Origin of the sequence: Ruegeria sp. HKCCD6157 (assembly GCF_013110685.1) — a bacterium.
In the GTDB taxonomy this organism is placed as follows: domain Bacteria; phylum Pseudomonadota; class Alphaproteobacteria; order Rhodobacterales; family Rhodobacteraceae; genus Ruegeria.
The window spans coordinates 86,699-100,444 of sequence record NZ_WVRB01000004.1; the positions used below are offsets into that span (position 1 = coordinate 86,699).

11 protein-coding genes are annotated in these 13,746 nt (G+C 60.3%); 6 read left to right on the plus strand and 5 right to left on the minus strand.

Going from position 1 to position 13,746, the window contains the following annotated elements:
- Positions 1-10 precede the first annotated feature (10 nt).
- A complete protein-coding gene (locus GS612_RS14055) occupies positions 11-814 on the minus strand; it encodes an ABC transporter permease (protein ID WP_171641162.1) in 804 nt (267 codons plus the stop codon).
- Positions 815-940: 126 nt separating this feature from the next.
- Between GS612_RS14055 and GS612_RS14060 the strand changes: the two genes are divergently transcribed.
- Together GS612_RS14060 and GS612_RS14065 are read left to right on the plus strand one after the other, a co-directional pair.
- Positions 941-1,516, plus strand: a complete 576-nt coding sequence (locus GS612_RS14060; protein WP_152457300.1) for a GcrA family cell cycle regulator — start codon at positions 941-943, stop codon at positions 1,514-1,516.
- A 297-nt stretch (positions 1,517-1,813) separates the two neighbouring features.
- Positions 1,814-2,593: a hypothetical protein gene (locus tag GS612_RS14065; protein WP_171641164.1), complete on the plus strand. Its 780-nt coding sequence runs from the start codon at positions 1,814-1,816 to the stop codon at positions 2,591-2,593.
- 124 nt (positions 2,594-2,717) lie between these two features.
- On the opposite strand, the gene GS612_RS14070 is transcribed toward GS612_RS14065, so the two are convergent.
- A complete protein-coding gene (locus GS612_RS14070; protein ID WP_171641166.1) occupies positions 2,718-3,794 on the minus strand; it encodes a DUF2235 domain-containing protein in 1,077 nt (358 codons plus the stop codon).
- A complete protein-coding gene (locus GS612_RS14075; protein WP_171641168.1) occupies positions 3,772-6,063 on the minus strand; it encodes a xanthine dehydrogenase family protein molybdopterin-binding subunit in 2,292 nt (763 codons plus the stop codon). The genes GS612_RS14070 and GS612_RS14075 overlap by 23 nt, the downstream gene beginning before the upstream one ends.
- 113 nt (positions 6,064-6,176) lie before the next feature.
- On the opposite strand from GS612_RS14075, the gene GS612_RS14080 reads away from it, so the two are divergent.
- From GS612_RS14080 to GS612_RS14095, 4 genes are all read left to right on the plus strand, one after another.
- Positions 6,177-6,905: a dienelactone hydrolase family protein gene (locus GS612_RS14080; RefSeq protein WP_171641170.1), complete on the plus strand. Its 729-nt coding sequence runs from the start codon at positions 6,177-6,179 to the stop codon at positions 6,903-6,905.
- A 79-nt stretch (positions 6,906-6,984) separates the two neighbouring features.
- Positions 6,985-10,146 (plus strand): valine--tRNA ligase, encoded by a 3,162-nt coding sequence (locus GS612_RS14085; RefSeq protein ID WP_171641172.1) that lies wholly within the window; start codon positions 6,985-6,987, stop codon positions 10,144-10,146.
- A gap of 111 nt (positions 10,147-10,257) precedes the next feature.
- Complete coding sequence (locus GS612_RS14090; protein ID WP_256367773.1) at positions 10,258-11,448, plus strand: benzoate/H(+) symporter BenE family transporter; 1,191 nt, start codon at positions 10,258-10,260, stop codon at positions 11,446-11,448.
- A 40-nt stretch (positions 11,449-11,488) separates the two neighbouring features.
- The gene (locus GS612_RS14095; protein ID WP_171117581.1) at positions 11,489-11,821 is read left to right on the plus strand and encodes a DUF1992 domain-containing protein; all 333 of its coding nucleotides are present in this window, start codon (positions 11,489-11,491) and stop codon (positions 11,819-11,821) included.
- Here GS612_RS14095 and GS612_RS14100 read toward each other — a convergent pair whose 3' ends face one another.
- Both GS612_RS14100 and GS612_RS14105 read right to left on the minus strand, forming a co-directional pair.
- A complete protein-coding gene (locus tag GS612_RS14100; protein WP_171641176.1) occupies positions 11,822-12,604 on the minus strand; it encodes a crotonase/enoyl-CoA hydratase family protein in 783 nt (260 codons plus the stop codon).
- 66 nt (positions 12,605-12,670) lie between these two features.
- Positions 12,671-13,741 (minus strand): SMP-30/gluconolactonase/LRE family protein, encoded by a 1,071-nt coding sequence (locus tag GS612_RS14105; protein WP_171641178.1) that lies wholly within the window; start codon positions 13,739-13,741, stop codon positions 12,671-12,673.
- Positions 13,742-13,746 lie beyond the last annotated feature (5 nt).

A 13,746-nucleotide genomic window follows, 5' to 3' on the forward strand; every position in this document is an offset into this window, starting at 1 on the left:
CCGGGCTGCCCTAAGCCTTGAGGCGATATCCGGTGCGCAGCATCAGCCAGGTGATGGCTCCGATCACGAAAGTCGCAAACGTACATACCGCCATCCCCAGCCACGGAGAGCTGTCGGACACTCCGATCATTCCATAGCGCAAACCATCGATCAGATAGAACACTGGGTTCAGGTGGGTCAGGCGGTTCAGCACGGGCGGCAGCGCCTCGACCGAGTAGAACGTACCCGACAGGAAGGCCAGCGGCGTGACGATAAAGTTGGTGATTGCTGCCATCTGGTCGAACTTGTTGGCGAAGATACCGGCAAACAGGCCCAATGCGCCCATGAATGCCCCACCCAGAACAACAAAGGTCAGCGCGATCAGGGGGTGCTGGGGCGCAATGGAGAGCAAGACCAGAAACGCAATCGAGATCACCAGTGCGATCATCACGCCTCGGGTAATGCCACCCGCGAGGTAACCCAGCAGAATCTCGAGCGGGGACAGCGGTGGCATCAATGTATCGACGATATTGCCCTGCACCTTGGCGATCACCATCGAGGACGAGGTATTGGCAAAGGCATTCTGGATCACCGTCATCATCATGATCCCCGGCGCCAGAAACATCACAAACGGCACACCCATGACATCGGGCCGGCTGGGTCCGATGGCGATGGTGAAGATCAACAGGAACAGCCCCGCCGTAACCAGAGGTGCCAGAACCGTCTGCGTCCAGACGGCCAGAAAACGCAGGGTTTCGCGCTGCGCCAGCGTGTACAGGCCCATCCAGTTGACTGCTCCGAAGCGACGCGCGGTCTGATCTGCGGGATTTTGCATGATTTGCCCTCAACCTGATTCGAAGACAGCTTGTAACTCGGGCAGCAGTGTTTAGAATAGGGGGCTGAGACGAATTCCCAAGGCGGCCCGAATCCGGGGCCGCTTTCCGCTTTTGAAAGGCTAACGATGTCCTGGACAGACGAGCGTGTTGAACTGCTGAAGAAGATGTGGGGCGAAGGCCAGTCGGCCAGCCAGATTGCCAAGGAACTGGGCGGCGTGACCCGCAATGCGGTGATCGGCAAGGTGCACCGCCTGGGCCTGTCGAACCGGACGGCAGGCGCATCCCCGGCCAAGGCGGAACCGAAAGAAAAACCGGCGCCCGCCCCCAAGGCCGAGGCCAAGCCCAAACCTGCACCCAAGACCGAACCGGCGCGTCCGGCCCCGGCCCCGACCGCCGAGGCGAAACCGGTCGTTCCGGCCCGCCGTCAGATCATCCCCGCCGGTCAGCCGCTGCCACCGCAGCCATCGGCCAACGAGATCAGCCCCGAGGCGCTGGCCAAGGTCAACGAAGTTGAAAAGAAAGCCAAGAAGCTGACTCTGATGGAATTGACCGAGAAGACCTGCAAGTGGCCCGTGGGCGACCCCGCGACCGAGGATTTCTGGTTCTGCGGCCTTCCAGTTGAGGCGGGCAAACCCTATTGCGAGGCACATGTGGGCGTGGCCTTCCAGCCGATGAGCTCGCGCAGGGATCGTCGGCGGTAATTGCGAACACAAGAACCTAAATCATGTCTATGGAACGTGAAAAGGGCGCAGGCATTTCGCCACGCCTCTTACCGGAGGCGTTGCATAGTCAAGAGCGACGCAAGGCGTAACGGGTTCTTACAAAGAAAACACCCTCGCTGAATGCTGCGAGGGTGTTTTAGTTCGGAGCGTCAGCTTTGCGGACTTTACGGACATTCGTTGCATGTGCTCCAATGTCCTGTTTGTTACACTTGTCGCCATAAAATTGGCTGCATTCGCTACTATTAAAGTTTTGTATTGGTTACGGAAATAGGCAGCATGAGGTTTTTCCTGTTCGTCATGTCACTAATCGCATCAGAACCAGCGCGCGCGGATGAATCCGGGTACGCGGCCTTTTTGCAAGAAGAGCAAGTTCTTGAAAACAAGTTCGAAGACGGTGTGATGCACGTGAATAGGCGCATGTTTTGGATGGGTGATCTTCACGAGTGGCCGAAAGCGACTCATGATTACCGCGTTTCGTTTATGGTCCGCTCATCGATTTGGCTAAGAGAATTTTTAGATAACGACCCAGTGTTGAAGTACCAAGACTTCGTTTTTCGACGTACCCGAGACTCGAGTTTCACCGGGGCTCGGTATCTTGCATCTCAAATGGAGTTGGCCCCTGATCCAACCTTGGACTGCAAAACCTGCTTCTACGATGCAACTCTTGACCCAATCTTGCAGGTAGAAGGATACGACACCTACTCTAACGGGTTTCGCTCGTTGATTTTTGTCCCAAAGGATAGCGAGATCGCTCACGGTTTCAAATGTTCTCTTGCGCGGGAGAACTCTCAGGCCGGGCAGTTGGATATCTGTAGCGTCATCGTCGTCTACCCCTATGCAACAAACATAGTTCTAAATGGCCGCCGACACCACCCCGGTACCGTGTTGGAGTACGGCCCAAAGTTTGCTGCGATTGCAAAGCGAATGCTAGAAGTGATCATCTGTATCGACATCACAAATGATCAAAGTATTGAAGACTACGCTGACTCGCCATCATCAGGCATCCTTGAGAATAACCCCAACCTGCTAGGGTGCGGGATTGATTTGACAAGTTAGATAAACAATGGCGCACGCCCGTCACAAAAGCAGACATTCGTAGATCACTCCGTACTGATCACATGGGCTCGAACCTGACATTGAAGTGCCGGTGATCTTGGAGTCACTGGCACATGGTAGCCGCTTACTGCGCCGGATGTGATGGTAAATTCGGCATCGCGACCCATCCGGGCAGTTCGTCCGGCGAAACTGAAACATGCAGGCGTTCTGACGGGTCCTGCCCGACCTTGCGGTGCTTTCGCAGCAGGAAAATCTTGCCCCAACCGCGCCATGTGCCAACCGACGGCGCGTGGGGGTCAATAGGAAACCGATCGCGCCAGCCGTCGGGCAAAGGCAGACCGTGCAATTCCGCCTTGTCCAGCATCCAGATCAGGGAAATGTTGCTCAGCGGCCGCGCCTCTTCGTAGCCGTTCAGTTGGCCACCTATGTCGCCATGGGTCCCGCGGAACCAGACCTGCTCCACATGGCCCTTGAACTCGGGCGTGCAGGTCCACAGAACTGGTTCGAACACTTCGCGCGTCTCATCCAGCGCCATGGCGTGATACCCGTGACGGGTGGCCGGGCCCAGCTGATGGTTGTGAAAGGCGTGCTTCTCTTCGGCCCAGCGCCACAGCAGCGGCAGACGCAAACCCAGCGCCTTGACCGTATCCCAGACGCCGATCATCTCGATCTCGACCCCGTCGTGGCAGAAACGTCGGCGGAATTCGCTGGCGGCGATACCGTCCGGATTGCATTCATAGTGGCGATACGCTTGCAGTATGTTTCGCTCGGTGGCGTGTTCCGCCTTGAGCAGGCCGATCATGTCGATCACGCCGGCCAAACTGCGCACGCCATAGGCACCGCGTGAATAACCGATGAAAAAGATCTTGTCGCCCGGCTTGTAGCGGGACGCCAAATACCCATAGGCGCGACGGATCTGGCGGTTGATGCCCCGGCCCATCATCACGTCCAGCGAGGACTTCCAGCTTTCCCACTGCACGCCTGCCTCGTAGAACACCGAAACCTTGCTGCCCATCTCGCAGCACAGGCGAAATGTCTGACCGGCATGGGTTTCAAACCCCGGTTCCAGAGTGGACATGGTGCCATCAAGAATGATGACATGGCTGATAGGTTCGCGGTGCCGCGTCTCGGCGGAATGCTCGGACCGCAACGGACGCCCGAGCCATCCCAGAACCTTTCTACTCAGCCGCGACAGATTCATGCGTCAGCAATTCCCATACTTTGTGAGGTGTGAAAGGCATGTCCGCCTGCCGCACCCCATGATCCCAGAGCGCATCCTGAACCGCGTTTGCCACAGCGGCCAGCGCGCCCACGGTGCCAGCCTCGCCACACCCTTTCATCCCCATCGGGTTTGAAGTTGACGGAACCGGCGCCGAGGTAAACTTAATCATGGGTATGTCAGTTGCACGGGGCAAGGCGTAATCCATAAACGAAGCCGTGAGCAGTTGCCCATGTGCATCGTGCACGACATGTTCGGTCAGGGCCTGGCCGATACCCTGCACCACCCCGCCATGCACCTGCCCTTCGGCCAGCATCGGATTGATAAGATTGCCAAAATCGTCAACCACCGTGTAGCGGTCCACCCAGGTTTCGCCGGTGCAAGAATCGATCACGACTTCGGCAACATGCGCGCCGTTCGGGTAGCTGCGCGCATCCAGGTTGGCGCGGGCCTCGTGTTGCAGCAGATCCGTTCGACCATCGGCACGCGCCATTTCGGCAGCTTCGGTCAGGGTCGGCGTCAGGTTGGAGCCCGGCGCTCGGAATGTCTCGTGGTCAAAACTCACATCATTTTCCTCGACCCCCATCTTATCGGCAAGATAAGGCGTGAATGCGGCGATCATCTTGTCAATCGTGGCCAGGGTGGCCGTGCTTTGCACCGTGACCGAGCGGGACCCGCCAGTGCCGCCGCCATGGGCAAGCCGGTCGGTGTCGCCCTGAATGACGGTGATCTTGTCCTTGGGGATACCCGTCTGATCTGACAGGAACTGGGCGTAGACCGTCTCATGCCCCTGCCCGTTCGATTGTGTGCCGACGTAAAGATTCACCGTTCCATCCTCGCAAAACGCGACCTTCGCGTTTTCGGAAGGGTCCCCCAAAATGCTTTCGATATAGTAACAGAGACCCTGCCCCCGGATCAGACCGCGTTCGGCATCCGCAGCTTTGCGGGCCTCGAACCCGGTGGTCTGGTCGGCCGCACGGGTGAGGACCATGTCGAAATCGCCGACATCATAAGTTTCGCCGGTGGACGTGGTGTAGGGGAAACCGCCGGGGCGGATGAAATTCCTGCGCCGCAGTTCCCACGGGTCGACGCCCAGTTCGCGCGCGGCGCGGTCCATCGCGCGTTCAAGCACGTAAATCGCCTCGGGGCGGCCCGCACCGCGATACGCATCCACCTGCGTCGTGTTCGTATAGAAGCCTTCAACCCGCAAGTAAGTGGTCTGGACGTCATAGACACCCATCAGCACTTTGCTGAACAGGCTGGTCTGGATCGCCTGACCGAAGTGGCTGTTGTATGCGCCAAGGTTCACCTTGCTGTGGACGCGGTAGGCAATGATCTTGTGATCGGCGTCAAAGGCCAGCTCGGCCAGCGAGGTCAGATCGCGGCCATGATGATCAGACAGCATCGCCTCGGATCGGTCGGACATCCAGTGCACCGGCTGACCCAGCTTCATCGCCGCCACGGAGACGCAGAAATATTCAGGGTATGGCATCACTTTCATACCGAAACCACCACCCACATCCGGGGTCGTGACGCGTATGTCGTCCGCATCCAGTTTCAGTTTTTGCGCCAGTTGGGCCTTCATCGCCCATACGCCCTGACCTCCGTAAGAGAAATGCAGGCGCCCCTCGGACCAGTTCGCCTGACATCCGCGCGGCTCCAGCGAACTGATGATGACCCTGTTGTCGACGACGTTCAGCGACACGGTATGCGCGGCCGCCTGAAAGGCTGCTTGGGTCGCGGTTTCGTCGCCCAGCCCCCAATCGAACGCACGGTTCTCGGGCGCTTCCGCGTGCAGAATCTCGCCCCCGGCCTCGACGTCCAACTTGGCCGGGTGCTCTTGCGTATCCATCCAGATCAATTCAACCGCGTCCTGCGCCTGCGTCAGGGTATCCGCAATGACAACTGCCACCGGCTCGCCCACGAAACGCACGCGATCCTTGGCCAGCATGTGCCGATCCGGCGCAGCGGCCCTGGACCCATCCCGGTTCTGCAAGACCGCCGCATTCAGCACCGTGTCGATGCCTGATGCGGCCAGATCGTCCAGCGTCATGACCAGCCGAACACCGTCGGCAGCCCGCGCGGCCTCGACATCCAGAGAGGTGATGTCACCATGCGCCACCGGGCTGCGGAAGAATGCGGCAAACAAAGCGTTCCCGGGCACCGCATCATCCATGTAACGCCCCTGCCCGGTCAGGAACCGTTGATCCTCGGTCCGTTTCACCGGTTGGCTTCTGCCGAACTTTTCCATGGGTGGCCCTCCTGCGCGATATCAGGGGCGAGCCTAGCCCGCGACCCGGCGATGTCCAGCGGGGTTCACCGGAATTCGTTTGCGCGCAAAGGATGTTCGGCTAGCCTTTGGCCATGAGCTGGACGCATGATACCGTTTTTCCCTTCTCTGCCCCGATGACCAGCGGGCAGTCGAGCACACATGACGTTTATGTCGGAGGCGAAGGCCCACCGATCCTGATCCTTCAGGAACTGCCCGGGATCGGGCCCGAAACGCTGGCGTTGTCCGCCAAGCTCAACGCATCCGGCTTTCGCGTCTACCTGCCTCATTTGTTTGGAACCTATGGCAAGGTTGAAATGGGCAAGAACATGGCCCGGTTGTTCTGCGTGCGGCGCGAGTTCAACATTTTCGCCCGTGGCAGGCAGAGCCCCATTGCAGGATGGATGCGCGCCCTGACCCGTGAGATCAAGCAACGCGAAAACAGCGCCGGTGTGGGCGTCATCGGCATGTGCCTGACCGGCAGTTTCGCCCTTACCCTCATGGCAGAAGACGCCGTTCTGGGCGGGGTAGCCAGCCAACCAGCGCTGCCGATCCTCGGGGGCCGCCATCTGCATATGAGCGCTGAAGACATCGGCGCGGCCTCTGCGGGTATGGCCGCGAAAGGCCCCGGTCTGGCGATGCGGTATTCCGAAGACAAGCTTGCACCAAAGAAACTGATGCGGGCGCTTGAACAGGCATTCGGCAATTTGCTGGAAACCGTCGAATATCCCGGCAAGGATCATTCGCTGCTGACGCTGGATTTCCATGAACCCGCCTATCAACGCGTTGACGCCTATTTCAAAGCACGCTTTGGTATGGCTTAGGCGCACTAGGCCTTCCCCTTGCCGCGCGCATTCGCTATTGCAGGCGCTGACCCGAATTTGTTGACGCAGGACGCATCCCATGGCGATGGAAAAGACATTCAACGCGGCCGAGGCCGAGGCCCGGATCTACAAGGCCTGGGAACAGGCCGGAGCCTTCAAGGCAGGCGCGAACAAATCGCGCGACGAGAGCTTTTGCATCATGATCCCGCCGCCGAACGTGACCGGTGCTCTGCATGTGGGCCACGCGTTCAACAACACCCTACAGGACATCCTCATCCGTTGGCACCGCATGCGTGGCTTTGACACGTTGTGGCAGCCCGGCCAGGACCACGCCGGCATCGCAACCCAAATGCAGGTCGAAAAGATGCTGGCCGCCACCCAACAACCCAGCCGCAACGAATTGGGCCGCGAAAAGTTTCTGGAGAAAGTCTGGGAATGGAAAGGTGAATACGGCGGCACCATCATCGAGCAGCTGAAGCGCCTCGGCTCTTCCTGTGACTGGTCGCGCAACGCATTTACCATGGCCGGTGCGGCGGGCGATCCGCGCACGGGCCACGAAAACAGCCCCAACTTCCACGACGCGGTGATCAAGGTTTTTGTCGACATGTACGACAAAGGCCTGATCTACCGCGGCAAGCGGCTGGTCAACTGGGACCCGCATTTCGAAACCGCGATTTCGGACCTCGAGGTCGAGAATATCGAGGTCGCCGGCCACATGTGGCACTTCAAATACCCTTTGGCGGGCGGTGAGACATATGAGTATTTGGAAAAAGATGAAGATGGGAATGTGATCTTCCGCGAGGAGCGTGATTATATTTCCATCGCCACCACCCGCCCCGAAACCATGCTGGGCGACGGCGCGGTTGCGGTGCACCCCTCGGACGAACGCTATGCGCCGATCGTCGGCAAGCTGTGCGAAATCCCAGTTGGTCCGAAAGAGCATCGCCGCCAGATCCCCATCATCACCGATGACTACCCTGACCCGAATTTCGGCTCGGGCGCGGTGAAGATCACCGGCGCACATGACTTCAACGACAACATGGTCGCCAAGCGCGGCGGCATTCCGATGTACCGCCTGATGGACACCAAAGGCGCGATGCGGGCCGATGGGGCCCCTTATGCCGAAGAGGCAGGCAAAGCGCAGGACTACGCGCTTGGGCGCGCGTTCACCGAGAACGAAATCGACGCGATCAATCTGGTGCCGGATCATCTGCGTGGTCTCGACCGGTTCGAAGCGCGGGCCAAGGTGGTGGAAGAGATCACGGCTGATGGTCTGGCCGTGATGACCCGCGCGGATGATCCGCGTCTGGGTTCGACCGCTTTGAAGCCGGATCAGGAAGGCGCCGACACGCTGGTGCCGCTGGTCGAGAGCAAACCGATCATGCAGCCCTTCGGTGACCGGTCGAAGGTGGTGATCGAGCCGATGTTCACCGATCAGTGGTTCGTCGATGCCGCCAAGGTCGTCGGCCCCGCGCTGGACGCGGTCAAGGACGGCACGGTCAAGATCATCCCCGAGTCGGGCGAGAAGACCTATTACCACTGGCTGGAAAATATCGAGCCCTGGTGTATCAGCCGCCAACTGTGGTGGGGGCATCAGATTCCGGTTTGGTATGGTCTCGACCTGTCGGCAGAAGACTTCATTGACGACGAGAATGATGGCGACCTTGATCTGGTTGAATTGGGTCGTTTGCTGAACGAAGGCGGCATGCTGCACCGTGGCAATGTCATGGAATGTGCCGCGAGCTTTGAGGCCATTACCGAAAAGTTCCTGGACGACAACGCGGACATTCCCAGCCCTCTGAGCCACGCGACCGTGGTCGAAGTCGCCGACAAGCAGGAGGCGATCCATCGGTTCGCCGAAAGCCTGGCGCAGTACGCCGTTGAACAGGATCCGACCAAGCTGGTCTATCCGGTGTGGCGCGACCCTGACGTGCTGGACACGTGGTTCTCCTCCGGCCTCTGGCCCATCGGCACGCTGGGCTGGCCCGAACAGACCGAGGAGTTGCAGCGCTACTTCCCCACCGATGTCCTGATCACCGGTTTCGACATCCTGTTCTTCTGGGTCGCCCGGATGATGATGATGCAACTGGCCGTGGTGGATCAGATCCCGTTCCACACCGTCTATCTGCACCAGCTCGTCCGCGACGAGAAGGGCAAGAAGATGTCCAAGACCACCGGCAACGTCATCGACCCGCTGGAAATCGTGGACGAATTCGGCGCCGACGCGCTGCGCTTTACCAACGCGTCGATGGCGGCCATCGGCGGCGTGCTGAAACTGTCCCGCGAACGCATCACCGGTTATCGCAACTTTGGCACAAAACTGTGGAACGCCGTCCGCTTTGCCGAAATGAACGAGGTCTTCACCGACGCAGTGCCGCAACTGGACGGGGCAGACCTGAACCCCAAGGCCGCCGTCAATCGCTGGATCATCGGTGAAACCGCCCGCGTGCGCGAAGAGGTCGACGCGGCGCTGGACAGCTACCGCTTCAACGACGCGGCGAACGGGCTTTATGCCTTTATCTGGGGCAAGGTCTGTGACTGGTATGTGGAACTGTCCAAACCTCTGCTGCAAGGCGATGACGCCGAGGCCCAGGCTGAAACCCGCGCCACCATGCGCTGGGTTCTGGATCAGTGCCTGGTCCTGCTGCACCCGATCATGCCATTCATCACCGAGGAACTGTGGGGCCTGACCGGCACCCGTGCCAAGATGCTGGTGCATGCCGACTGGCCGACCTATGCCGCCGCCGAACTGGTCGATGCCGACGCGGATCGCGAAATGAACTGGGTGATCTCGGTGATCGAGAACACCCGTTCGGCCCGCGCCCAGATGCGCGTTCCGGCCGGTTTGTACGTGCCGATGCTGGTGACCGAGATCGACGCCCACGGCCAGGCCGCCTGGGACCGGAACGAGGCGCTGATCAAGCGACTGGCCCGGATCGACAGCCTGACCAAGGCCGATACGCTGCCCAAGGGCACCATCTCGATCGCGGCGCCCGGCGCGTCCTTTGGCCTGCCACTGGCCGACATCATCGACATCGGCGCGGAAAAGGAACGGCTGGAAAAGGCCAAGGGCAAGCTGGCCAAGGAACTTGGTGGCCTGCGCGGGCGTCTGAACAACCCGAAATTCGTGGCCTCGGCCCCCGCAGAGGTCGTGGAAGAGGCCAAAGCCAACCTCGCCGCCCGCGAAGAGGAAGAGGCGAAACTGAACGAGGCGCTGGCCCGACTGACCGAAATCGCCTGATCTTCATCTTTTTCCAAATACTCAAATCCGGAACCCCGCCGCGGCCACAACGGCGGGGTTTTCTTTTGCACCATCGGACCTTGCCCGACCCTGCCCCTGCTTGTTAGCAATCTGCGAACACATTTCTCCGAGGCCGTCATGACGCACAAAGCCCCACCGTTCCAGACAGTCTCGACCGGGCTGGTTGTGGCAATCGTCGGTTTTTTCAGCTCTTTCCCGATCGTCTTGCAGGGGTTGGCGGCGATGGGCGCGTCCCCGGCGCAGGCGGCGTCCGGATTGATGATGGCGGCGATCGCCATGGGCCTGACCGCCATCGTGCTGAGCCTGTGGTACCGACAGCCGATCAGCGTGGCCTGGTCCACGCCGGGTGCGGCCCTGCTGGCGGTTTCCGCCACACCAGCGCTGGGGTTTGCCGAAGCGACAGGCGCGTTCCTTTGTGCGGGGGCTTTGACCGTGTTGGCAGGGCTGTGGCGACCATTGGGGCGAATGGCTGCGGCGATACCGACGACCCTGGCGCAGGCCATGTTGGGGGGCGTGTTGCTGCCGCTTTGCATATTGCCCTTTCAGGCAGCGGTTGACCTGCCATGGCAAGCCTTGCCGGTAATTATGACATGGTTCATCGCCGGCCGGATCAACCGCCTGTTTGCCGTTCCGGCTGCGGTCGTAGCAGCGGCAGCCGTCGTGGTTCTGAACGCCGGGGACGCGTCGCTGACGCCGAAGCAATGGATCGCGGCTCCGGTCTGGACCACGCCCAGCTTCTCTGTGGCTTCGGTCATCGGGATTGCCGTGCCGCTGTTCATCGTCACGATGGCGACCCAGAACATTCCCGGAATCGCGGTGATCCGCAGCTTTGGCTATGCGCCGCAGACCGGCAAACTGTTCTCGTCCGTGGGTTTTTCCAGCATCTTGTCTTCTCCGTTCGGTGCCCCCGCCACCTGCCTTGCGGCGATCACCGCTGCGATGTGCGCGAACGAGGACAGCCACCCCGACCCCGCGCAACGCTATTGGTCTGCCGTGATGGGTGGATTGTTCTATTGCCTGTTCGGGGTGTTCGCCGTGGCGATTACCGGGTTCGCCATTCATGCCGATCCACTGTTGATGGGCACGCTGACCGGTGTTGCGCTGATCGGGGTGATGGCCAATGCCACATCCGCCGCGCTGGGAGTTCCGGCAGAGCGCGACGCGGCCATCCTGACCTTTGCCATCACTGCATCAGGGATCACCGCGTTCGGGCTTGGTGCGGCGGTCTGGGGCTTGCTGGCAGGCGGGATGGCCTATCTTGTGAAACAACGCTTTCGGTAAACGGGTTCAAACCGCACTTCAAAGCAAGTATGAAGAGGCCATGTTTGGAGCGTTGGGAAAACTGGTCGAGCGCCAGATCAAGAAAGCCCAGGCCGAGGGTCAGTTGCAGGGCCTCGAGGGCGAAGGCCAACCACTGCCTGACCGGTCATCCGAGGCATTGAGCGATCCGGCCACCGCCGCCAGCCATCGGATCATGGCGCAGGCAGGCGTGTTGCCGGAAGAATTCGACATCAAAAAGCAGCTCGACACAGCGCGGCACGATTATGCGACCCTGACGGGCCCCGCCGAGCGTAAGGCCGCAATGGCCCGTATCGCCGATCTGGAAATGCGCTACAACATGGCCCGCGACGCACGGCGGGCCTTCATGCGGTGATCATTTGAACACGGGCTTGCGGCCCTGCATCTGCGCCATGACAACTTCCATCTGGTCGGGTTTGCCAATCAGTTCCACCTGCTCAGCGGATTCCGCCATCAGAATGTCTGCGCGGGACTGAGTTTCAGCGACCTCGATCAGACGCTTGGCAGCACGTATGGCCGAAGGACTTTGACCCGCGATGTTTTCGGCAAGGGCCAACGCTTCGGTCAGCGGATCGTCGGACAATTGCGTCACAAGGCCCCACTCCGCCGCCTGCGGCGCACCGATCGGGCGGGCCGTGTAGGTCAGCAGCCGCAGCACGTCCGACCGGACCAGCCGGGGCAGCAGAACCATTCCGCCCATATCGGGAATGATGCCCCATTTCATCTCCATCACGGCCAGTTTCGCTTCGGGATGTGCGATACGGATATCCGCGCCCAGCGCGATTTGCAGGCCACCGCCATAAGCCACGCCCTGAATTGCGCAGATCACCGGAACCGGTACGCGACGCCAGATCAGCGCCAGCTCCTGCATCTCGTTGGCGTCTTCATGGCTGCGGGTCATCAGCCATTCCGTGGGGTCTATATGGGCCATCTTGGCAAAGCTTGCCATGTCGAGTCCCGCGCAAAAGCTTTTGCCTTCGCCGGACAGAACCACGGCACGGGCATCCGACGCCGCGACCTCTTGCCCGGCGGACAAAAGCGCCTTGATCATTGCATCATCCAGCGCATTCATCTTGTCGCCTCGGGTCAGAGTGACATGGGCAACGTGGTCTTGATAGGCAACGGATACGCGTGACATGGAGGACCTCCGGTAATTCAATCGTGACAAACATGCCCGGACAGAATGCCGAATACCACTGCGACGTCAGGGCATGTCGCTGACAGGCATTCGCCCGAACCATGGGGAGTCGAGGGTCATGACATAGAACTGATCGCCTGCGATCTTTCCGCCGGTCGTGATGCCCAAGCGGCCTTGCGGGTCCTGTAGCGTGCGCAGGATCGTTCCGTCGCCATCGAACTGCACCATCATGCCGCGATGGATCGGCGCAGGGCGCACTGCCGGACCCAATCGCCAGATCACCTTGCGCAGGAACGGGTACGGCATCAGAGCCTCGGACGGGACACGCGGGCTGGCGAAGGCCATCCAATAGGTGCCGTCGCCCTGAGCCTCGAGGTTGTCGGGATAGCCGGGCAGGTTTTCCAGCAGGATCTCTTGCCGCCCTGCATTTGGTCCGGTCAGCCACAGCTTGTGCACGCGCGCGCGACCTGTTTCCGCGATCAGCAGAAAATCCTCGTCAGGTGATAGCGCGATACCGTTGGTATAGACAAAGCCCTCGGCGATTTTCTCGCTGCGGCCATCGGGTGTGCTACGCGCGACGTAACCCGTATCGGACTGTTCCCAGATGGTGAGGACAGAGGTCGGTTTGGTCCCGCCCATGGTTTCAGGATCGAAGCGGTCAGATGAATTCGAGAAGTAGATCGTGCCATCCCGCGCCACATCCAACTGGTTGGCGTAGATCACTGGTGCGCCGTTGATGTCACCTACCAGCGTGTCCAATGTGCCCGGACCGGTCCAACGCATCACGCCCCGATAGCTGTCAGCGATGTAAAGCGCGCCATCCGGCCCGGCCTTGAGGCCCAGCGGACGCCCGCCAAGTTGGTCAACCTCGACCGGTTCCGCCCCGTCGATGCGGTAAAGGGTACCTGACAGGCCGGTTGTGTAGATCGTGCCATCTGGCATGACGGCGATGTCTTCGGGCCCGATCTCTTGACCCGGCAGGCGGATCAACTGCGCCGCATCCAGTGCCTTGTTTTCAACGAAATTCCCGACAAACCCGGCATCTTCCGGCATTTTGACAGCGACAGGTTTTACCGGGACCGGCCAGATCAGAAGATAGGCAAGCCCCAGGAGAACAACGATCGAGAGAATGCGCATCTGCG

Bases quoted from the DNA above. Each gene is read 5' to 3' on its own strand.
- GS612_RS14060 (WP_152457300.1), top strand. From the start codon at position 941: ATGTCCTGGACAGACGAGCGTGTTGAACTGCTGAAGAAGATGTGGGGC.
- GS612_RS14105 (WP_171641178.1), bottom strand. From the start codon at position 13,741: ATGCGCATTCTCTCGATCGTTGTTCTCCTGGGGCTTGCCTATCTTCTG.
- GS612_RS14070 (WP_171641166.1), bottom strand. From the start codon at position 3,794: ATGAATCTGTCGCGGCTGAGTAGAAAGGTTCTGGGATGGCTCGGGCGT.
- GS612_RS14075 (WP_171641168.1), bottom strand. From the start codon at position 6,063: ATGGAAAAGTTCGGCAGAAGCCAACCGGTGAAACGGACCGAGGATCAA.
- GS612_RS14085 (WP_171641172.1), top strand. From the start codon at position 6,985: ATGGCGATGGAAAAGACATTCAACGCGGCCGAGGCCGAGGCCCGGATC.
- GS612_RS14100 (WP_171641176.1), bottom strand. From the start codon at position 12,604: ATGTCACGCGTATCCGTTGCCTATCAAGACCACGTTGCCCATGTCACT.
- GS612_RS14055 (WP_171641162.1), bottom strand. From the start codon at position 814: ATGCAAAATCCCGCAGATCAGACCGCGCGTCGCTTCGGAGCAGTCAAC.
- GS612_RS14095 (WP_171117581.1), top strand. From the start codon at position 11,489: ATGTTTGGAGCGTTGGGAAAACTGGTCGAGCGCCAGATCAAGAAAGCC.
- GS612_RS14065 (WP_171641164.1), top strand. From the start codon at position 1,814: ATGAGGTTTTTCCTGTTCGTCATGTCACTAATCGCATCAGAACCAGCG.
- GS612_RS14080 (WP_171641170.1), top strand. From the start codon at position 6,177: ATGAGCTGGACGCATGATACCGTTTTTCCCTTCTCTGCCCCGATGACC.